A 19,276-nucleotide genomic window follows, 5' to 3' on the forward strand; every position below is an offset into this window, starting at 1 on the left:
GACCGTTTGCCCGGATCAGTAGGAATAATCCGCGTAGATCCGGCTCAGGTCGCCCTGCCAGTCGGTATCGTAGCGGCGCAGCAGTTCGTCGGCCGGGGTCTCGCCGCTTTCCAGGCTTTCCTTCAGCGCGCTGAGGAAATGGGTTTCATCGGGGACCAGCCCGCCCGCGCCGGGCATGGCCCGCGCCTTCAGGCCCGATTCGGCGATCGCCACGACCTCGCGCGCGAGATCCCGCATCTTCCGCCCGCCGACCTCGGCCTGCAGCCCCTCGACCGAGGCCGCCACGCGCCAGGCGTCGCGCTCCTCGGCGGTGAAGCCCTTGGCCAGATCCCAGGCGGCATCCAGCGCGGACTGGTCGTATAGCAGCCCGACCCACAGCGCCGGCAGCGCGCAGAGCCTGCGCCACGGGCCGCCATCGGCGCCGCGCATCTCGATGAACTTCTTGATCCGCGCCTCGGGGAAGATCGTGGTCAGGTGGTCCGCCCAGTCCGACAGGGTCGGCACCTCGCCGGGCAGGGCCGGCAATTCGCCCTTCAGGAAGTCGCGGAAGGACTGTCCCAGCGCGTTGATGTATTTCCCGTCGCGATAGACGAAATACATCGGCACATCGAGCGCGTACTCCACCCAGGCCTCGAAGCCGAAGCCCTCGTCGAAGACGAAGGGCAGCATGCCGGTGCGGTCGGGGTCCAGGTCGCGCCAGATCCGCGCGCGCCAGGACTTGTGGCCGTTCTTCTGCCCCTCCAGGAAGGGGGAATTGGCAAACAGGGCGGTCGCCACCGGCTGCAGCGCCAGCGCCACGCGCAGCTTCTGCACCATGTCCGCCTCGGAGCCGAAATCCAGGTTCACCTGCACGGTGCAGGTGCGGTACATCATCTGCAGACCGAGATTGCCGACCGTCTGCATGTAGTCGGTCATCAGGCGATACCGGCCCTTGGGCATCATCGGCATCTGCTCATGCGTCCAGACCGGCGCGGCGCCGAGCCCGATGAAACCCGCGCCCATCTCGTCGGCCACCGACTGCACTTCGCGCAGGTGCTGGTTCACCTCGTCGCAGGTCTCGTGGATCGACATCAGCGGCGCGCCCGACAGTTCCAGCTGTCCGCCCGGTTCCAGGCTGACATTGGCGCCGTCCTTGGTCAGGCCGATGATCTTGCCGCCTTCCTCCAGCGGGGCCCAGCCATAGCGGTCGCGCAGCCCCTCCAGGATCGCCCGGATCGATCGCGGCCCGTCATAGGGCAGGGGTTTCAGCGTGTCGCGGCAATAGCCGAACTTCTCGTGCTCGGTGCCGATGCGCCAGTCGGATTTGGGCTTGCAGCCGGATTCGAGATAGCCGGCCAGCTGATCCATGCTCTCGATCGGACCGCCACCGCTTTGGGGAATGGACATCGGCTAGTTTCCTGACTGTCGTGCATATGTTCCCCGACACCTGCTGCGAAGCGGCGGCGCTGTCAACCGATCCGCTTGGCGGTCCACAGCAGGTGCCGCCCGCCGCCCTGGCGGGCGCGCGCCCGCGCCAGCCGCGCCGCGCTCAGCCCCGGCAGGCTGTTGAGCGTGTCGACCAGCCCGTCCTGTCCGGTCGCGGTCACGGGAATGTGCAGATCCGGTCCGTCGCGCCGCGTCAGCACCCAGACCGGCGGGCGGCTGTCCAGGTCGAGGGAGACCGCCTGCAGCAGGTCGCGCTCCACGCTGCCGCCATCGAGCGGGCCCCAGTAGGTGATGCGCCCCTCGTCGGTCTCGATCACGCCCAGCCCCCGCTCCTTCGGGCGCAGGCGCATCCGCTGCCATCCCGCCAGGATCAGCGCCAGCCCGGCCAGCAGGATCGCCGCGCCCAGCCAGCGCGTGACGCCGAAGGTCGCCAGAACGATCCACAGCCCCGCGAGGCCCGCGCCGGCCCCCGCCACCATCTCGCGCCCGCGCCACAGCCCCGCACGGATCTCGGGCCGGATCAGCGACATCAGGCAGGCTCGAAATCAAAAGAGATGGCGTAGCGCACGAGCCTCAGATTCGGCACCGCCTTGGCCGCAGAACGTGTGCGCTTGTCGAAGTCATGCGCCACGATGATGCCGCGGACCGGCGTGTCGGGATTGTCGTCCATCAGATCGCCCATATAGCCTAGGGTTTGCGCGACCACGCGCGGATCGGTGGTGCCTGCTTTCAGTTCGACGACGACAAGCGTTCCGGCATTGTCGCGGCAGAGGATGTCGATGAAACCGGATGGCACGGAATGCTCGGTCCCGTCATCCGCGATCGCAAGACCGCTTTCGAGCGCGCCGATCTGTCTGCGCAGCGCCTTCTGCAGATCCCGTTCCAGCGCAAGTCGCTGTTTCTTGTCCACGGTCGCAGACGGCTCAGGCCAAGGGCCATCGTCTAGCCGCTCAGACATGGCTGCTGCGGCGATTTCCGTAGAACCTGCGGTTTCGTTAATATATTTCGCAAAGAGATCGACTGCCTTGCGATAGGCGGGTAGGGTCTTGCTTAAGCTCCCGTTGATCGCGAGGCGCGACGGATTGGGGCGGTTTGCGCGTTCGTCCGCCGCCGAATAGCTCAATTCGCGGCGCAGATTCTCCAGCCCCCCGTCCGACACGATCCCTTCAATGGGGCCGTATTCCTTCACGACGCGGCGCAGATCGGAGATGTACGTGTCGATGGTTCGCTTCGCCAGATGCTCGTAGCTCGTTTCCAGCCATTGGCGAAATCCAGCCTGATCCATGGTGGCGGCCCCCTCTCTTTCAGCCATTCCAGTCCCCCAGCACATCCTGCCACAGGGTCAGCGCCGCGACGGCGGCGGTGTCGGCGCGCAGGATGCGGGGGCCGAGGCTGACGGGATGGGCGAAGGGCAGGGCGTGCAGCTTGTCGCGCTCCTCCTGCGAGAACCCGCCCTCGGGGCCGATCAGCACCGCCCAGGGGCCGCGCCCGGCCTCTGCCAGCACCTGCCGTGCGGGCACGGTCTCGCCGGTCAGCGTTTCGTCGCAGAACATGATCTGCCGCTGCGCCCCGCAAGCGTCCAGAAATTCGCCCAGCCGGGTCATCCCGGCCACCTCGGGCACGAAGGTGCCGCCGCATTGCTCGGCCGCCTCGACGGCATGGGCCTGCAGCCTGTCGCGGTTCACCCGGGCGGAATTGGTGAAGTCGGTCTGCACCGGAATGATCCGCGCCGCGCCCAGCTCCGTCGCCTTCTCGGTGATGAAATCGGTGCGTTCCTTCTTGATCGGCGCGAAGGCCAGCCACAGGTCGGGCGGCAGGCGCAGCGGCGCGCTCTGTTCCAGGCAGGTCAGGCTGCCGCCGCGCTTCCCGGCCTCTGCCACCTCGGCGATCCATTCGCCGTCCTGCCCGTTGAACACCGGCAGGCGGTCGCCCGCGGCAAGCCGCATCACCCCGAAAAGGTAATGCGCCTGTTCCTTCGCCAGAGGCAGGGTTTGCCCCGCCGCCATCGGATGCTCTAGGAAGAGCCTGATCTTTGCCAAAGCCATGGGGCCTTTCTATGTCCGAGACCATCCCGAGACCAGAGCCCGCGTCGTCCGCCGACGGCGTGGTTGCCGATGCGGTGCGCGGCAACTGGGTGGACCGGCTGGCGCCGCCGCGGGCACGGCCCTGGCTGCGCATGGCGCGCGCCGACCGCCCGGCGGGGACCTGGCTGCTGTTCATCCCCTGCCTGTGGGGGCTGCTCTTGTCGGCGGCGGCGCAGGGGCGGTTGGGCTGGGACGGCGCCTGGATCGCGCTCGGCTGCGGCATCGGGGCCTTCCTGATGCGCGGCGCGGGCTGCACCTGGAACGACATCACCGACCGCCATATCGACGGCTCAGTGGCGCGCACGCGGTCGCGGCCGATCCCCTCGGGGCAGGTGACGGTCAGGGGGGCCGCGATCTGGATGGCGCTGCAGGCGCTGGTCGCCTTCGCCATCCTGCTGACCTTCAACCTCAACGCCATCCTGCTGGGACTGCTGTCGCTGGCACCGGTCTGCGTCTATCCCTTCGCCAAGCGGTTCACATGGTGGCCGCAGGTGTTCCTGGGCCTCGCCTTCAACTGGGGCGCCCTGCTGGCCTGGACGGCGCATCAGGGCAGCCTAGGCTGGCCGGCCGTCTGCCTTTATCTGGGCGGCATCGCCTGGACGATCTTCTACGACACGATCTATGCCCATCAGGACCGCGAGGATGACGCGCTGATCGGGGTGAAATCGACCGCGCGGCTCTTCGGCCGGCAGACCCGGGCCTGGCTGGCGCTGTTCGGCGCGCTGGTCCTTCTGTTGCTGCTCGCGGCGGTGGAGATGGCGCTGGGAGGCGCCGGACGGCCCGCGGCGCTGTGGCTGGCGCGGGGCGGGGCGGCGGCGATGGGGCTGCACCTGGCCTGGCAGTGGTGGCGGCTGGATATCGACGATACCGACCTGTGCCTGGCCCTTTTCCGTGCAAACAGGGACGCTGGGCTGATTTTCGCTGCTTTCCTGTGCGCAGGCGCAGCCTTCTGATTGCGGCAAGGGCAAAAACACAGTACTTCCGCGAACCACAATCCTCCGTGTCTCGGGAGCAACAGGCGTGAACGGTTTGACTTGGGCGAAATTCGCGATCCTCGGCGTGGCGGCGGCAGGGGCCTGCGGCCTGGCGCTGCTGGGCGTCGATCATCTGGAATCCCGCAACGGTACCGAGGTGCGCACCGCCCTGGCCGCCGAGGGGCTCGACTGGGCGGTGGTGGCGCCGGACGGGCTGAAGATCGTGCTCAGCGGCACCGCCCCCGACGAGGCGGCGCGGTTCCGCGCGCTGACCGTTGCCGGGCGCACCGCCAATCCCGCCCATATCCGCGACCGCATGGCCGTGGCCGCGCCCCAGGACATGCCCGAGCTGTCCTATGTGCTGGAGGTGCTGCGCAACGGCGACAGCGTGCTGATGCACGGGCTGATCCCGGCCGGGCGCGAGGGCGGCGACGACATCGTCGGCACGCTGCGCGCGCTGCTGCCGGAGGCCGAGATTTCCGACATCGTCACCGAATCCCTGGCCCGGTCCTCCGAGGGCTGGCGCGACGCCGCGGCGCTGGGGGTGAAGGCCCTGACGGAGCTGCCCGATGTGCGGGTCGAGATCACGCCCGGGGCGCTGACCGTCGAAGGCGTCGCCCCCGAGGGGCCGGCCGGGGCGGGCTGGACGGCGCGGTTCCTCGACGGCGCGCCCGAGGGCGTGGAGGTGACGGTCAAGCTGCGCCAGCCGCGCGAGCGGCTCAGCCCTTTCCTGCTGCGGGTCTCCAAGGATGCCGAGGGCCTGCTCCTGGAAAGCTGCGCGGCGGAATCGGGTCCCGACCTGGACCGCATCCTGGCAGCTCTTGCCGGGGCCGGTGGCAGCGATCCGGGGGTCTGCCAGGTCGCGCTGGGGGCGCCGGACCGGCAGTGGCCTGCCGCCGCCGAGGCGGCGATCGCGGCGCTGGCGGGTCTTGAGGAAGGCGCGGTGACGCTTTCCGACAGCATGGTCACGGTGCTGCCCGGGGCCGGGGTCGCGCCCGAGGCGCTGTCGCGGGCGGGCGACGGGCTGCGCCAGGCGCTTCCTGCGGGCTACCGCCTGTCGCTGATGCCCGTTCCGGTGGAGGACGAGGACCGCGATGTCGCGCGGCTGAGCCTGACCCGCAGCGCCGAGGGGCCGGTGACGCTGCGCGGCCCGCTCTCCTCGGCGCAGGACGAGGCGGTGCTGGCCAGCCTGGCGGCGGCGCGGTTCGGGGCGGACAGCCTGACCCGGGTCATCAGCCTGGCCGCAGACCTGCCGCGCGGCTGGGACGTGCATGCGCTGGCCGCGACCGAGGCGCTGGCCCTGCTGTCGGAGGGCCGGGTGGAGATGACCGCCGAGGCGCTGACCGTCACCGGCCGGTCGCAGGTCGAGGATGCCGTGCCGCGGATCACGGCCGAGCTGTCGCGCACGCTGGGCGACAGCCTGCCGTTCTCGGTCGACGTCGCCTATGTCGCGCCGCCCCCCGAGGCAGAGGCGGGCCCCTCGCCGGAGGCCTGTGTCGAGGCGGTCAACGGCATCCTTCTCGAGGACCGGATCGATTTCGACCCCGGTTCGGTGGAACTGGGCGCGGCGGGGCTGGAAACCGTCGACCGCATCGCCGCCGTGCTGCGCGACTGTCCGGATGTCGCCATGGAGATCGGCGGTCATACCGACAGCCAGGGCCGCGAGGAGATGAACGAGCTGCTCAGCCAGGCGCGGGCGGAGGCGGTGCTGGATGCGCTTGCGGCGCGCCGCGTGCTGACCGGGCAGCTGACCGCCCGGGGCTATGGCGAAACCCGCCCGATCGCCGATAACGGCACCGAGGCGGGGCGCGAGGCGAACCGCCGCATCGCTTTCCGGCTGGTGACGGAGGACGATTCGGCCGGAGCCGATGCAGCACAGCCGGAGGAGGGCGGGGCAAATGGATCGAACTGAGGCGCTTGTCGCGGTCGCACTGCTGCTGTTCGGCGCGTTCCTGATGGGGTTCCTGACCCACTGGGTGGTGACGCGCCTGTCGCATGTGTCCGACGCGGAACTGGGACAGCTGGATTCCATGGCCGAAGAACTGCATCGTGCCGAGGAGGAACGCGACCATGCCCGTGCCGAGCATCACCGGCTGCGCCACGAGATGCAGGCGGGGACGGGCGAATTGCGCAGCGACCTGGCCATGACCCGCGAGGCGCTGCGCGTGGCCCGGGACGAGGCCGCGGAACTGCGCGCCTATATCGAGGCGCAGAATATGCGCGGCTGACGGCAGGGGCAGGGGGGTTTCTTAACCCCTCCTCTGCCAACACTGTCCCGGCGGCGCTGCGCAGGAGGTCAGATGTCAAAGCTCGAGAGGTTCCTTGAGGCCCAGGAACGGGATTATCGCCATGCCATGCAGGAGATCCTGGCAGGGCGGAAGCAGACCCACTGGATCTGGTACATCTTTCCGCAGTTGCGGGGAAACGGCCATTCCGAGAACTCGATCTATTACGGCATCGAGAATTTGGAGGAAGCCCGCGACTATCTGCACAACCCGGTCCTGGAATTGCGTCTGCTGGCGGCGATGGATGCGATGATGTTCCATCGCGACCGCCCCGCCGCGGAGATCCTGGGCTCCGTGGATGCCGCGAAACTGCGCTCCTGCGCGACGCTGTTCCACCTGGCCCGGCCCGAGGAGCAGATGTTCCGCACGGTGCTGAAGGCCTTCTTCCGCGGGGCGCCCTGTCCGCTGACGGTCAAGGCGGTGGATCAGTTCAGCTGAGCAGCTGCAGGCAGACCGGCAGCGGCATCACGGGGCAGGCAGGATGATCCCCGGCCGGTCGCGGGCCCGGGCCGGGGCGCCGGGACGGCCGGTCGCGATGCGCGCATGAGGCAGGCAGCAGGGGTCATGGCGACGGGCGCGCGCGCAGGCGCCCACGCCGCGCGCGGGCTTTGCCGGGGACCGGGCTTTGCCGGGGCGGGCCCGGCCCGTCATGCGCCCGCGGCCCGGGGCAGCATCCGGCAGGATAGGCAACATGCCCGGTGGCGGCGCGCGGGCATGGCGGGGACGCTGGCGCGAGCCGCCGATCCTGCCGTCCCCCTGCCGTGATGGTCCCCGGGCGCCTGGACGGAAGGCACGCGCGCCGCGCGCCGCGCCGGTCCGGATGCGCCGGTTTCGTCGGCGGACCCCGGCGGGATCCGTGACGGGGTCCTGCGTTGACCGCATCGGCCCTGCGGCGCCGATGCGGTCACCGCAGCGGGGGCGGGGCTACTTGCGGCCGATCCGCGGTTCGGTCCCGGCGATGAGCCGGGCGATGTTCTCGCGGTGGCGCAGGAAGACCAGCAGCGCCAGCGCCAGGCAGAGCAGGATCATCTCGGGCCGCCCGAGGGCCCAGGCCCAGGGCGCGGCCAGGGCCGCCGCCACCAGCGCCGCCAGCGACGAGATGCGCAGCACCGCGGCAACGGCCAGCCAGGTGGCGCAGGCCGCCAGCCCGACCGGCCATGCCAGCGCCAGCAGCGTGCCGAGGAAGGTCGCCACGCCCTTGCCGCCGCGGAAACCCAGATAGACCGGGTAGCAATGGCCGAGAAAGGCCGCCGCCCCGGCCAGCTGTGCCGCGTCCGGCCCCCAGAGCATGCCCGCGATCAAGGCCGCGGCCGCGGCCTTCCCGGCATCGAGGATCAGGGTCAGCGCGGCGGCGGGCTTGTTGCCGGTGCGCAGCACGTTGGTCGCGCCGATATTGCCCGATCCGATCCGCCGGAGGTCGCCCAGCCCGAAGAGCCGCGCCATCACCATGCCGAAGGGCACGGCCCCCAGCAGATAGCCGCAGACCGCCGCGAGCAGCAGCCAGGGAAGCGGCGTGACCAGCGCCGGGATCATCGGGAGAAGACCCGGATCCCGTTGACGAACGTGCCCAGCACGCGGCCCTGCATCCGCTGGCCGTCAAAGGGGGTGTTCTTGGATTTCGACTGAAGCGTCTCGCGGTCCAGCACATAGGGCGCGTCGGGATCGAACAGCACCAGATCGGCGGGCGCCCCTTGCGAGAGCCTCCCGCCCTCCAGGCCCAGGCGCCGCGCGGGATTGAGCGACAGCGCCGCGAAGAGCCGCGGCAGCCCGATATGGCCCGCATGGTAGAGCCGGAGCGACGCCGGCAGCAGCGTCTCCAGCCCGACCGCGCCGGAGGCGGCCGCCTCGAAGGGCAGGCGCTTGCTTTCCTCGTCCTGGGGGGTGTGCATGGAGCCGATCACGTCGATATGGCCCGCGGCCAGCGCCTCGACCATCGCGGCGCGATCTTCCTCGGCCCGCAGCGGCGGCTTGACCTTGAAGAAGGTCCGGTAGCCCGCGATGTCGAATTCGTTCAGCGTCAGGTGGTGGATCGAGATGCCCGCCGTCACGTCCAGCCCGGCCTCGCGCGCGCGCAGCAGCGCCGGCAGCGCGGCGCGGGTGGTGATCTGGTCGACGTGATAGGCGGCGCGGGTCATCTCCACCAGCGCCAGGTCGCGCTCCAGCCCCATGCGTTCGGCCATCGGCGAAACTGCCGGGATGCCGTAGAGCGACGAGAACTTGCCCGAGGTCGCCGCCGCGCCGCGGCTGAGGACCGGCTCCTGCACATGGCCCATGACCAGCGCGCCGAGGCTCCGGGCGTAGCTCAGCGCGCGGGAGAGGACCTTGGTATCGGCGACGACCTGGTCGCCGTCGGAAAAGGCCACCGCCCCGGCATCGCGGAGAAACCCGATCTCGGTCATCTCGCGGCCCTCGCGGCCCTTGGTCAGGGCCGCCATCGGGGCGATGCGCACGGGCGAGACCTCGGCGGCGCGGCGCAGGGCGAAGCTCAGCACCTCGGGCGTGTCGATGGCCGGGCGGGTATCGGCGCGGGTGACCATGGTCGTGACGCCGCCCGCCGCGGCCGCCAGCCCGGCGGAGCGGAAGCTTTCCTTGTGCCGCTCGCCCGGTTCGCCGACCTTGACCCCGATATCGACGATGCCGGGCGCCAGGCAGGCGCCGCGGCAATCGACGCGTTCGGCGCCGCCGAACTCGCCCTCGGGCAGGGGCCCGGGCAGGCAGGCGGCGATGGTGCCGCCCTCGATCAGGACCGCGCCGGGACCGTCATGCCCGGTCTCGGGGTCGATCAGGCGGGCATTGTGCAGAAGCGTCGGGCGGGGGGGGGCGGTCTGGGTCACGGGGCTCGGTCGCTCGGGTCTCGGAGGGCTGCCCCCTGATCCGTCACAAGGCGCCCCGCGTCAAGGTCCCGCCTGCCGCATCGCATCGCGCTGGACCTGCCGGGCGAGCGCATAGACGTGGCGGGCATCGTCGATGCGGCGGAACCCGGCCCGGCCGCGACCCGAGAGCAGGACCGAGCCGGGCGGGCCTTCCTCGAAGACGAAGACCGTGTCCGCATCGATCGGCCAGCCCCGCAGCCGTCTGCGTCCGAACGTGTCGGTGGCCACGAGCATGCGCGCGCTGGTCAGCGTGTACCAGCTGCGGGACCGCCGCCAGGCATCGATCAGGACATCGCCGACCGCCGCGCGCAGCCCGACCGCGACGAAGGCGAGGCCGAACAGCGCGGGGATGGCCCCCATCGGGTCGCCGCCCGCCAGCTGGCGCAGCCCCATGCCGCAGATCGCGGTGCCGGTGGCGGCGAAGATCGCGCCGACCAGCAGCGGCACGGGGCGCAGGCGCCGCCAGTCGATCCCGGCATCGGGCTGCCCCTGCCAGAGGATGCGTTCGCCGGGATCGAGAAGCCCGGCCCAGGGATCGGTCTGCATGGCGGTGTCTCCTTTCACGCTCCCGCATAGGGGCAGGCGCGGCGCGGGGAAAGACCGGATCGCGCGGGGCGGGCCGGTCGCGTCGTGCCGCGCGCGCGGGCAGATGCGCGGCAAGCGGGCTCACTTCTGCGTGTGGCGGCGCGCGGGGCTTGGCGCATGGGCCGGCGCATCGGATCATGTTCGGCAGATATGTCGCGAAGGAGCCTGCCGATGCCCCCGATGCCGTTTCCGTCCGCCTTGCTGCGCCTGGCGTGTCTTTCCGGGCTCCTGGGGGTCTGCGCCCCGGCCCTGGCCGAGGAGGTGGAGCTGGAGCTGGTGCTGCTGGCCGATGCCTCCGGATCGATCGACCGTGCCGAGACGCAGTTCCAGCGCGAGGGCTATGCGACGGCGATGACCTCGCCGGAGGTGCTGGGCGCGATCCGGCAGACCGCCTATGGCGTGATCGCCGTCACCTATGTCGAATGGGCCAGCGCCGGGGAGGAGGATGTCGTCGTTCCCTGGATGCGCATCGACGGGCCCGAAAGCGCGGCCGCCTTCGCGGGCGCGATCCTCGATGCCCCGCGCCGCGCCTTCGGGCGCAACGCCATCGGCTCGGCCCTGCTGACCGGGCGCGACCTGATAGAGGGGAACGCCTATGAAGGCTGGCGCAAGGTGATCGATTTCTCGGGCGACAGCGCCAATAGCTGGAACGGGCCGCCGGTGGAGGCGGCGCGCGCCGAGGTGCTGGCCGCGGGGATCACCATCAACGGGCTGGCGATCCTGTGCCGCGACTGCAGCGGGCGGCCCGGGGGCGGCAACCTGGAACAGCAGTATCGCGACCGGATCATCGGCGGGCCGGGGGCCTTCGTCGTCACCGCCGAAAGCCGCGACACCTTCGCCGCCGCGGTCCGCCGCAAGCTGGTGCTGGAGATCGGCGGGACCCATGGCGGGGCGCGCTTCGCCGGGGAGTGAGGCGCTTGCATGCCGCGGCGCGGCGCGCGACAAGGACGGCGGGCCGGGCCGATCCGGCCGCAGCCGGAGAGCCACGCCATGCCCAACCTCCCCTATGTGCTCATCATGCTGGCGGCCGGGATCGGCGTGCCGGTCCTGGCGGCGCTGAATGCCCAGCTGGGCCAGCGGCTGGGATCGCCTGCCGCCGCCTGCGCGGTGCTGTTCGTGGTGGGATTCGTGGTTGCCGCCGCGGTCACGCTGATCACCGGGCCGGGGGCGCTGGCACGGCTGGGCAGCCAGCCGCGCTACCTGTTCCTCGGCGGCACGCTGGTGGCCTTCTACATCCTGTCGGTGACCTATATCGCCCCGGCCTTCGGGCTGGGCAACGCGATCCTCTGCGTGCTGTTCGGCCAGATCCTCTCGGCCGCGGCGATCGACCATTTCGCGTTGTTCGGCGCGGTGGCGCGGCCCTTGAGCCTGCAGCGCGCCGCCGGGCTGGCGGTGATGGGGGCGGGGCTGGTCATGGCGCTGCGCGCCTGAGCGCGCCGCGGGGGGTCAGACCAGCCGCGGCGCCTCGGTGATGCGGCCCTGATCCAGCCGGATGATGCGGTCCATCCGCGCCGCGAGTTCGGGATTGTGGGTGGCGATCAGCGCGGCGCTGTCGCTGTCGCGCACCACGCGCATCATCACCTCGAAGACCTGGTCGGCGGTGGCCGGATCGAGATTGCCGGTGGGCTCGTCCGCCAGCAGCAGGCTGGGGCGGTTGGCCAGCGCGCGGGCCAGCGCGACGCGCTGCTGCTCGCCGCCCGACATCTGCGCCGGGCGGTGATCGCCGCGCGCGGCCAGCCCGACCTCGGCCAGGAGCGCCTCGGCCCGGGTCAGCGCCTCGCTGCGCGACCGTCCCTCGGCCATCTGCGGCAGGGCGACATTCTCGGCGGCGGTGAATTCCGGCAGCAGGTGGTGGAACTGGTAGACGAAGCCGATCTCGGAGCGGCGCGCGGCGGTGCGCTGCCTTTCGCTGCGCCCGTTCATCGCCACCCATCCCAGCCAGACCTCGCCGTCATCGGGCCGGTCGAGCAGCCCCGCGATGTGCAGGAGCGTCGATTTCCCCGCCCCCGACGGCGCCATCAGCGCCACCATCTCGCCGGCATTCACGCTCAGCGAGGCCTGGTCCAGCACCTGCAGTTCCCGCGCGGTGCCGGGGGCGTAGATGCGCGAGACATTCTCGAGCTTGAGGACCTGGTCATTCATAGCGCAGCGCATCCACCGGGTTCATCCGCGCCGCGCGGCGGGCGGGAAAGATCGTGACGACGAAGGACATGCCCAGGGACAGCGCGACCGCGGAGAGCACGTCCGAGGCCTGCAGTTTCGCGGGCAGGTAATAGATGCCGCGGATCGACGGGTCCCAGACGCCGCCGCCCGAAAGCGCGTTCACCGCGGCGAAGATCGGGTCGATATAGATCGCGAAGAGACAGCCCAGGATCACCCCCGCCAGCGTGCCCGCGATGCCGGTGAAGGCGCCGCAGAGGAAGAAGATGCGCAGCACCGCCCCCTCGCTCAGCCCCAGCGTGCGCAGGATGCCGATGTCGCGGCCCTTGTTCTTGACCAGCATGATCAGCCCCGAGACGATATTCATCGTGGCGATCAGCACCAGCACCGAGAGGATGACGAACATCACGTTGTCCTCGACGGTCAGCGCGCGCAGGAAGGCGCCGGAGGCGTCGCGCCAGCTGTACAGGACCGCGTCATTGCCCAGCACGTTCCAGACATCGGGGATGAGGCGTTCGACATGCTCGGGGTCCTCCACCATCACCTCGATCAGACCGGCGCGGCCCTCGAGGTTGAAATAGGACTGGGCCTCGGCGAAGGGCATGTAGACGCGCACCTGGTCGATGTCGTAGCGCCCTGCGGAGAAGATGTAGACCACCTCGAACGTGCCCACCCGCGGCGAGGTGCCGAAGGGGGTCTTCGCCCCGTCCGGCGAGATCAGCTTGATGCGGTCGCCCACCGTCGCGCCCAGGCTCTGGGCCACGCCCGATCCGATGGCCACGCCCTCGGCGAACCGGTCCAGGTCGCCATGCCCGGTCGCGGGGTCGATCACCCGCGGCAGGCTGTCCAGGTCGGCGCGCGTTATGCCCGTCACCTGCACCCCGGCATTGCGCCCGCCGTGACTGGCCATGACCTGCCCGGTGACGACCGGGGCGGCCGAGGTCACGCCGGGCAGGGCGCGGATCTTTCCGGCCAGCGCCTCGTAGTCCCGCAGCGTGTCGTCGCCATTGCCGGCCTCGTCATACTGGGTGACGCCATAGACCGACAGATGCGGATTGGCGCCGAGGATCGTGTCGACGAATTCGGCGCGGAACCCGGCGCGCACCGACAGGGTGGCGATCAGCGCGAAGACCGCCAGGGTGATGCCCAGAAGGCTGATCCAGGTCATCACGCTGACCCCGCCTTCGGCACGTTTGGCGCGCAGGTAGCGCCAGGCGATCATCCGCTCATGGGCGGAAAACGGGAAGGTCATGCTGTCTCGGGGCTCCGGGCGGTTTGCGGCGGACCCTGTGCCAGGACCGGCGGGAGGTCAAGGCGCAGGCGGTGCAGGCGGCGGGGCTCAGCCGGCGGGGCAGCCCAGGGTTTCCGCCGCGCCGTCGCGCCCCAGCACGGTGATGCGCAGACGCGAACGGTCCAGAAGGAAGGGGGCGGCCTCCGGCGGCACCAGGTCGGCGGTCGCCCGCAGGCTGTCGCCGCGCCGCGAGACCTGCGGCTCGGAGACCCATACATCGCCGCCATCAAGCTCCATCACCGCGATTTCGGCGCCGCCCTGCGAAGGCAGGCCCAGATCGGCCGTCACGCGCATCCCGTCCTTTATCGGTGCAACCGCGCAGCTGGCGCTGCGGATGCGGGTACGGTCGGGTTGCGCGGCCATGGCGCGGCGGATCGCCTCCGGCGCGGCCAGGTCCGAATCGGCATAGCTTTCGCTGACGGCGACGCAGATGTCGCGGCACAGGCCCAGCTCGGCCTTGCCGCGGGCCTTCACCGGACGCGAGGGATCGGCCGGGACCAGTTCCACCGGCAGGACCACCTCGCCGGAATAGCCCAGCGTGCGCTGCCCGAAGGTTTCGAAGATCTCGGGGCGGGGCCAGTGGATGCGCACGGATTTCAGGTTCTGCGACCCGCGCCAGTCGAAGCGCGGCGGCACGCCGACATCGCCGGGGCTGCGCCAGTAGGTCTTCCAGCCCTCGGCCACGCGGATGCGGATGCCCGCCATCACCGTGCCGTCCGGCGCGGTCCAGCCATCGACCATGTCCACATCGACCAGGTCGCCGGGATCGGCGGCGGCGGGCTGCAGGGCGAGGGCGGCGCAGAGCGCGAGGCAAAGGCGGGCGAGGACGGCTTTCATGGCGACCGGTTCTAGCAGAATCGGGGGGCGGAAAAAGTCACATTGCGGTTAGCCCCCCCGGGGCTGTGGCTTGGTCGCACTTGATGATCGCGCGGCTTGCTGCCACCTTGGGTGCATGGATGACACCGAAGACTTCGATCTCAGCGGCAAGATACTGATTGCCATGCCCGGCATGGGCGATCCCCGTTTCGAGAAGACGGTGATCTTCCTCTGCGCGCATTCCTCCGATGGCGCCATGGGGCTGATCTTCAACAGGCCCGCGCTGGATGTCAGCTTCTCCGACCTGCTGGAGCGGCTGGAGATCACGCCGGTCGCCGGGGCCGCGGCGCCCGCGATCTATGTCGGCGGGCCGGTGGAGCATGCGCGCGGATTCGTGCTGCATTCGGCGGATTACAGTTCCGACAACACCACGCTGCAGGTGGATGACCGTTTCGGCATGACCGCCACGGTCGATGTGCTGGAGGATATCGCCCGCGGCTTCGGCCCCAATTCCGCGCTCCTGGCGCTGGGATATTCCGGCTGGGGGCCGGGGCAGCTGGAGGACGAGATCGCGGAGAATGGCTGGCTGGTCTGCGATGCCGATGACGCGCTGGTCTTCGGCACCGACCACGCGGCCAAGTGGCAGGCCGCTCTGGCGCGGCTGGGGGTGGATCCGCTGACGCTTTCGGCGGATGCGGGCCGCGCCTGACCGCCCGCCCATGACCCCGCTGGACGTGACAATCGCCGGGGCGCGGGTCCTCGGGCCCGCGGGCCTGTCGGATGCGCCGCTGGCGCTGGCAGGCGGGCGCATCGCCGCGCGGCCTGCCGGACGCGAGGTCGCGCTGCCCGGCTGCACCGTCCTTCCCGGGATCATCGACCTGCATGGCGACGGGTTCGAACGCCACCTGGCGCCGCGGCGCGGGCTGGTCTCGGACCTGACGCGGGGGCTCGCGGCGCTGGATGCGGAACTGGCGGCGTCGGGCATCACCACCGCGGTGCTGGCGCAATTCTGGTCCTGGGAAGGCGGGATGCGCAGCCCCGATTTCGCCCGCCGCCTGGCCGCCGCGCTGGAGGAGGCGCGGCCGCATCTGCTGACCGACATGGTGATCCAGCTGCGGCTGGAGACGCATCTGACCGACCAGTTCGGCGAGGTGGCGGAGTTCGTCGCGCGCCACGGCATCGGCTATGTCGTCTATAACGATCACCTGCCGCATGAGGCATTGCGCAAGGGGCGCACCCCGCCGCGGCTGACCGGGCAGGCGCTGAAGAGCGGGCGCAGCCCCGCGGCGCATCTGGAGCTGATCCGCGCGCTTGCCGCCCGCGATCCGGAGGTGCCCGGGGCGCTGGCGGCGCTGTCGGCGCGGCTGCGGGACATGGGGGTCCGGCTGGGCAGCCATGACGACCCGGATCCGGCGCGCCGGGCGATGATGCGCGATCTGGGCGTCGCGATCTCGGAATTCCCCGAGACGATGGAGGCCGCCCGCGCCGCCCGCGCGGCCGGGGATGCGGTGATCCTGGGCGCCCCAAACGTGGTGCGCGGCGGCAGTCATGCCGGCAAGATGCAGGCCCGCGCCGCAGTGGCCGAGGGGCTGTGCGACGCGCTGGTCTCCGATTATCACTATCCCGCCCCGGCGGCGGCGGCGGCGGCACTGGCGCCGGATGGCGGGGCAGGGGCGTGGCACCTGCTGTCCTCGGGTCCTGCCCGGGTCATGGGCTGGAAGGATCGCGGCGGGTTGACCCCGGGAGCGCGGGCGGACCTTGCGATCCTGGGGCCGTCGGGACTGGTGGAGGCGACGATCGCCGCCGGGCGGATCGCCTTCGCGCGGGGTCATGTCGCCCGCGCGCTTTTCGGCTGAGACGGCCGGGCTCCGCCCGCGGGCGGGGCTTCGCGATTGCCTGCCCCTGCCGCCGTCCCGCCTTCAGGCGTTGTTGAAGGCCCGGCGCATTGCCGTCACGTCGCCTGCCAGCACGCCGTGATGGCTGCCCGGCTCGGTCTCCACCGTCACATCGGCGCCGAGCGCGGCGAGCACCTCGGCCGAGCGGCGGACCCGCGCCATCGGGATATGCGGGTCCTCGAGATGGTTCGAGATCCGCACCGGCAGACCGCCGAGATCGGTCTGGTAGGCGAATAGCTTGTCCGGGTTGCCGTAGAGCTCGGGCAGGGGCGGGCCGCCCGCATCGCCGGTGCCCACCAGACCGCCGGAACAGGCGAAGACCGCGGCCAGCGCGCCGCCCCGGCGCGCGACATATTCCAGCGCCAGGCAGGCGCCCTGGCTGAACCCGGCCAGCGCGATGCGGTGCCGCGGCAGTCCGCCCTCCTCCAAGGCCGCGATGGCGGCCTCCACCGCCGCCAGCGCGGCGGGCAGGCAGGGCTCCATGTTCGCCTGGGGGGCCAGGAAGGAGGTGGGCCACCAGGAATTTCCCTCCGCCTCGGGCGCGGCAAGCGCCAGGTCGGGCAGGCCCAGCCCCTCGCCCAGGGGCAGGATCGAGGCCGCCGAGGCCCAGCGGCCATGGATCAGCACCAGCCCGTGCCGCGCACGGGCCGGGCCTGCGCCGCCGAGGACCGGCGGCTTCATGCCTCCACCTTCAGCGGCGGCAGGATCCGCTCGATCTGCGCGCGCCGCGCCTCGTATTGCGGCGGCAGCTTCAGCGCGGTGCCGAGATCCGCGGGGGATTCGTCGCGGGTGAAGCCGGGCGGATCCGTGGCGATCTCGAAGAGGACGCCGCCGGGCGAGCGGAAGTAGATCGCGTTGAAATACTGCCGGTCGATCACGGGCGTCACCTCCATGCCCGCCGCCAGCAGCCGGTCGCGCCAGGCCAGCTGATCGGCATCGTCGGAGGCGCGGAAGGCGACATGGTGGATCGTCCCTTTTCCGGGCCGCGCGATATGGTCCGGGGCACGGCGCATCAGTTCGACGAAAGGCGCGTCGCCCTGCGTGCGCAGCCGCAGCCGCTCCTCTCCGGCGCGGGTCTGGTGGCCGGCTTCCTCATAGCCCATCACGTCGACCAGAAGGTCGCGCGTCGGCCCGATATCCTCCAGCCACAGCGTCACGCCGTGAAACAGCCCCGGATGGTCCGGCGCGCCGTCCTGCTCGACCACTTCCACCGGGGCCCCGTCGGGATCGCGCAGCGTGACCACCCGCGTGCCGAAGCGTTCCGCGGGGCCGTCGAAATCGATCGCCCGCTCCGCCCAGCGGATCATCCAGTCGTCGAAGGCCCGCGGGTTCAGCGCATAGGCATAGGCCGAGGCCATGCCCGGCCCCGCCCGTCCCGGCCCGGCATCCGCGAAGGGGAAGAAGGTCAGGATCGAGCCGGGATCGGCCGCCTGCGTGCCGTAATACAGGTGATAGGTGTCGGGCGCGTCGAAATTCACCGTGCGCTTGACCAGCCGCTGGTCCATGACGCGGGTGAAGAAATCGACATTCTCCTGCGGGTCGCCGGAGATGGCGGTGACGTGATGCAGCCCCTTGATCTGGTCCTTCATGATGCCCTCCTGGGATCTCTTTCGCCCTGTCAGATAACGCGCCTTGCCGCGCAATCCATCCGGCAGCCCCGCACAGGGCCCCTGCGGCCATGCCGGACTCGCGGCCCGCGGGGGGCGATGGGATGGGCCCCTATCCGATCGGGTAGGCGTCCATCCGTTCGCGAAAGTAACCCTATCCCGAGTTCGGGCTGCCTTCCGGCGGCCGTTTGGGGCATTTCCGCAGGGTGATCGACGACCGGGCGGGCAGGGCGATGCTGCCGGTGCCGTCCGGGATGACCAGGAACCGAGGGACGCTGACCAAAATGAATTTCAAGACCTGCCTTATCGGCACTGCCTTTGCCGTTCTCGCCCCGCTGGGGGCCTCTGCCGCCTCGCTGGATGCCGAGGCGCTGATGAAATCGCTGAACGTGATTGCCCTGGGCGATGCGGACACCTCGAGCGTGAACCATGTCGAGGGCCCCGTCTATGTCGGCGGCAACCTGACCTCCGGCACGTTCAACGCCAATACCGACGGCCTGGCCGAGGCGACCGTGGGCGGCGTGACCGGCGCGGTCATCGTCGGCGGCGACGTCAACACCCATCTGAATTCGGGCACCAACGGGGCGATCCAGATCGGCGGCAGCCTCAATGGCACCTCGGACGTGTCCTATAACAGCGGCGTCTCCGGCATTCCGGTCGCCGACATGGTGGACACCTTCACCTCGCTGGCGGCCGGTCTGTCGACGCTGGGCGACACCAGCGGCGTCACCTACAACACCGCGATGAACTTCAAGTCCTTTACCTCGGGCAGCGGCAATAGCGAGGGGATCGCGATCCTCAATCTCAGCTATGCCGATGCGCTGTCGATGTTCACCGGCGCGGGCCAGATCAGCTTCAATATCGACGCCTCGGTGACGTCCTTCATCATCAACGTGGCGGGCACGGATTTCGCGTCCGACTGGTCGACCCAGGTGGGGATGCAGGTCAACAGCAACGTCTCCAACGTGCTGTTCAACTTCTACGAGGCCGAGGGCGTGACCTTCACCTCGACCTGGAACGCCTCCGTCCTGGCGCCGGATGCGCTGGTGACCACGGCGCCGGGCGGGACCAACGGCACGATCGTGGCCGGCGAGCTGATGCTGAAAGGCGAAGTGCGTCCCTATGGCGACACCACCGTCTGGACCGGCACGCTGCCCGCCGCCGCCCCCACGACGCCGGTTCCGCTGCCGGCGGCGCTGCCGCTGGCGCTTGCCGGGCTGGGCGCGCTGGGTCTGGTCGCGCGGCGCCGCCGCGCCGCCTGAGCCGGGCGCAAGCCATGCA

Annotated in this window: 21 protein-coding genes; 9 read left to right on the top strand and 12 right to left on the bottom strand. The window is 70.7% G+C overall.

Translation table 11 applies throughout. The annotated features are described in order from the left end of the window. Positions 1-15 precede the first annotated feature (15 nt). From ICN82_RS07585 to ICN82_RS07600, 4 genes are all read right to left on the bottom strand, one after another. On the bottom strand, positions 16-1,386 hold the full coding sequence (locus ICN82_RS07585; protein WP_193181377.1) for a glutamate--cysteine ligase: 1,371 nt from the start codon (positions 1,384-1,386) through the stop codon (positions 16-18). Positions 1,387-1,448: 62 nt separating this feature from the next. Continuing rightward, positions 1,449-1,955 carry a hypothetical protein gene (locus tag ICN82_RS07590; RefSeq protein WP_193181379.1) on the bottom strand — a complete coding sequence of 169 codons (507 nt, stop codon included), beginning with the start codon at positions 1,953-1,955 and terminating at the stop codon, positions 1,449-1,451. Then, positions 1,955-2,737: an endonuclease NucS domain-containing protein gene (locus ICN82_RS07595; protein WP_226898351.1), complete on the bottom strand. Its 783-nt coding sequence runs from the start codon at positions 2,735-2,737 to the stop codon at positions 1,955-1,957. The genes ICN82_RS07590 and ICN82_RS07595 overlap by 1 nt, the downstream gene beginning before the upstream one ends. Next, positions 2,730-3,470, bottom strand: coding sequence for a 16S rRNA (uracil(1498)-N(3))-methyltransferase (locus ICN82_RS07600; protein WP_193181381.1), 741 nt, complete (start codon positions 3,468-3,470; stop codon positions 2,730-2,732). Before ICN82_RS07600 ends, ICN82_RS07595 begins: the two co-directional genes overlap by 8 nt. 11 nt (positions 3,471-3,481) lie before the next feature. Here ICN82_RS07600 and ubiA point away from each other — a divergent pair, with 11 nt between their 5' ends. The 4 genes from ubiA (at position 3,482) to ICN82_RS07620 (ending at position 7,206) form a co-directional block, all read left to right on the top strand. After that, positions 3,482-4,462: a 4-hydroxybenzoate octaprenyltransferase gene (gene ubiA / locus ICN82_RS07605; protein WP_193181383.1), complete on the top strand. Its 981-nt coding sequence runs from the start codon at positions 3,482-3,484 to the stop codon at positions 4,460-4,462. A 67-nt stretch (positions 4,463-4,529) separates the two neighbouring features. Continuing rightward, positions 4,530-6,395 (top strand): OmpA family protein, encoded by a 1,866-nt coding sequence (locus ICN82_RS07610; RefSeq protein ID WP_193181385.1) that lies wholly within the window; start codon positions 4,530-4,532, stop codon positions 6,393-6,395. Beyond that, a complete protein-coding gene (locus ICN82_RS07615; RefSeq protein ID WP_193181387.1) occupies positions 6,382-6,711 on the top strand; it encodes a hypothetical protein in 330 nt (109 codons plus the stop codon). The genes ICN82_RS07610 and ICN82_RS07615 overlap by 14 nt, the downstream gene beginning before the upstream one ends. Before the next feature lie 72 nt (positions 6,712-6,783). Then, positions 6,784-7,206 (top strand): DUF1810 domain-containing protein, encoded by a 423-nt coding sequence (locus ICN82_RS07620; RefSeq protein WP_193181389.1) that lies wholly within the window; start codon positions 6,784-6,786, stop codon positions 7,204-7,206. Positions 7,207-7,692: 486 nt separating this feature from the next. On the opposite strand, the gene plsY is transcribed toward ICN82_RS07620, so the two are convergent. From plsY to ICN82_RS07635, 3 genes are read right to left on the bottom strand one after another with little or no spacing between them, the layout of a single operon-like run. After that, on the bottom strand, positions 7,693-8,301 hold the full coding sequence (plsY, locus tag ICN82_RS07625) for a glycerol-3-phosphate 1-O-acyltransferase PlsY (RefSeq protein ID WP_193181391.1): 609 nt from the start codon (positions 8,299-8,301) through the stop codon (positions 7,693-7,695). Further along, positions 8,298-9,602 (bottom strand): dihydroorotase, encoded by a 1,305-nt coding sequence (gene pyrC, locus ICN82_RS07630; protein ID WP_193181393.1) that lies wholly within the window; start codon positions 9,600-9,602, stop codon positions 8,298-8,300. The genes plsY and pyrC overlap by 4 nt, the downstream gene beginning before the upstream one ends. A gap of 60 nt (positions 9,603-9,662) precedes the next feature. Then, positions 9,663-10,187 carry a hypothetical protein gene (locus ICN82_RS07635; protein ID WP_193181395.1) on the bottom strand — a complete coding sequence of 175 codons (525 nt, stop codon included), beginning with the start codon at positions 10,185-10,187 and terminating at the stop codon, positions 9,663-9,665. A gap of 210 nt (positions 10,188-10,397) precedes the next feature. Between ICN82_RS07635 and ICN82_RS07640 the strand changes: the two genes are divergently transcribed. After that, the gene (locus ICN82_RS07640; RefSeq protein WP_407943750.1) at positions 10,398-11,138 is read left to right on the top strand and encodes a DUF1194 domain-containing protein; all 741 of its coding nucleotides are present in this window, start codon (positions 10,398-10,400) and stop codon (positions 11,136-11,138) included. Positions 11,139-11,216: 78 nt separating this feature from the next. After that, complete coding sequence (locus tag ICN82_RS07645) at positions 11,217-11,657, top strand: DMT family transporter (protein ID WP_193181397.1); 441 nt, start codon at positions 11,217-11,219, stop codon at positions 11,655-11,657. A gap of 15 nt (positions 11,658-11,672) precedes the next feature. On the opposite strand, the gene ICN82_RS07650 is transcribed toward ICN82_RS07645, so the two are convergent. From ICN82_RS07650 to ICN82_RS07660, 3 genes are all read right to left on the bottom strand, one after another. Further along, on the bottom strand, positions 11,673-12,368 hold the full coding sequence (locus tag ICN82_RS07650; RefSeq protein ID WP_193181399.1) for an ABC transporter ATP-binding protein: 696 nt from the start codon (positions 12,366-12,368) through the stop codon (positions 11,673-11,675). Continuing rightward, entirely contained in the window at positions 12,361-13,638 is a 1,278-nt protein-coding gene (locus ICN82_RS07655; RefSeq protein ID WP_226898352.1) for a lipoprotein-releasing ABC transporter permease subunit, read from the bottom strand. The genes ICN82_RS07650 and ICN82_RS07655 overlap by 8 nt, the downstream gene beginning before the upstream one ends. A gap of 87 nt (positions 13,639-13,725) precedes the next feature. After that, a complete protein-coding gene (locus ICN82_RS07660; RefSeq protein ID WP_193181400.1) occupies positions 13,726-14,514 on the bottom strand; it encodes a protein-disulfide reductase DsbD domain-containing protein in 789 nt (262 codons plus the stop codon). Positions 14,515-14,629: 115 nt separating this feature from the next. On the opposite strand from ICN82_RS07660, the gene ICN82_RS07665 reads away from it, so the two are divergent. Together ICN82_RS07665 and ICN82_RS07670 are read left to right on the top strand one after the other, a co-directional pair. Then, entirely contained in the window at positions 14,630-15,202 is a 573-nt protein-coding gene (locus ICN82_RS07665; RefSeq protein ID WP_193181402.1) for a YqgE/AlgH family protein, read from the top strand. A 10-nt stretch (positions 15,203-15,212) separates the two neighbouring features. Beyond that, positions 15,213-16,349 carry an alpha-D-ribose 1-methylphosphonate 5-triphosphate diphosphatase gene (locus tag ICN82_RS07670; RefSeq protein ID WP_193181404.1) on the top strand — a complete coding sequence of 379 codons (1,137 nt, stop codon included), beginning with the start codon at positions 15,213-15,215 and terminating at the stop codon, positions 16,347-16,349. A 63-nt stretch (positions 16,350-16,412) separates the two neighbouring features. On the opposite strand, the gene ICN82_RS07675 is transcribed toward ICN82_RS07670, so the two are convergent. Then, positions 16,413-17,069 (bottom strand): alpha/beta hydrolase, encoded by a 657-nt coding sequence (locus ICN82_RS07675; RefSeq protein ID WP_193181406.1) that lies wholly within the window; start codon positions 17,067-17,069, stop codon positions 16,413-16,415. Next, positions 17,066-17,977, bottom strand: a complete 912-nt coding sequence (locus tag ICN82_RS07680) for a ring-cleaving dioxygenase (protein ID WP_226898353.1) — start codon at positions 17,975-17,977, stop codon at positions 17,066-17,068. The genes ICN82_RS07675 and ICN82_RS07680 overlap by 4 nt, the downstream gene beginning before the upstream one ends. A gap of 302 nt (positions 17,978-18,279) precedes the next feature. Between ICN82_RS07680 and ICN82_RS07685 the strand changes: the two genes are divergently transcribed. Beyond that, a complete protein-coding gene (locus ICN82_RS07685; RefSeq protein WP_193181408.1) occupies positions 18,280-19,257 on the top strand; it encodes a collagen-binding domain-containing protein in 978 nt (325 codons plus the stop codon). Positions 19,258-19,276 lie beyond the last annotated feature (19 nt).

It is taken from the genome of Mangrovicoccus algicola (assembly GCF_014903745.1).
Taxonomy (GTDB): Bacteria; Pseudomonadota; Alphaproteobacteria; order Rhodobacterales; family Rhodobacteraceae; genus Mangrovicoccus; species Mangrovicoccus algicola.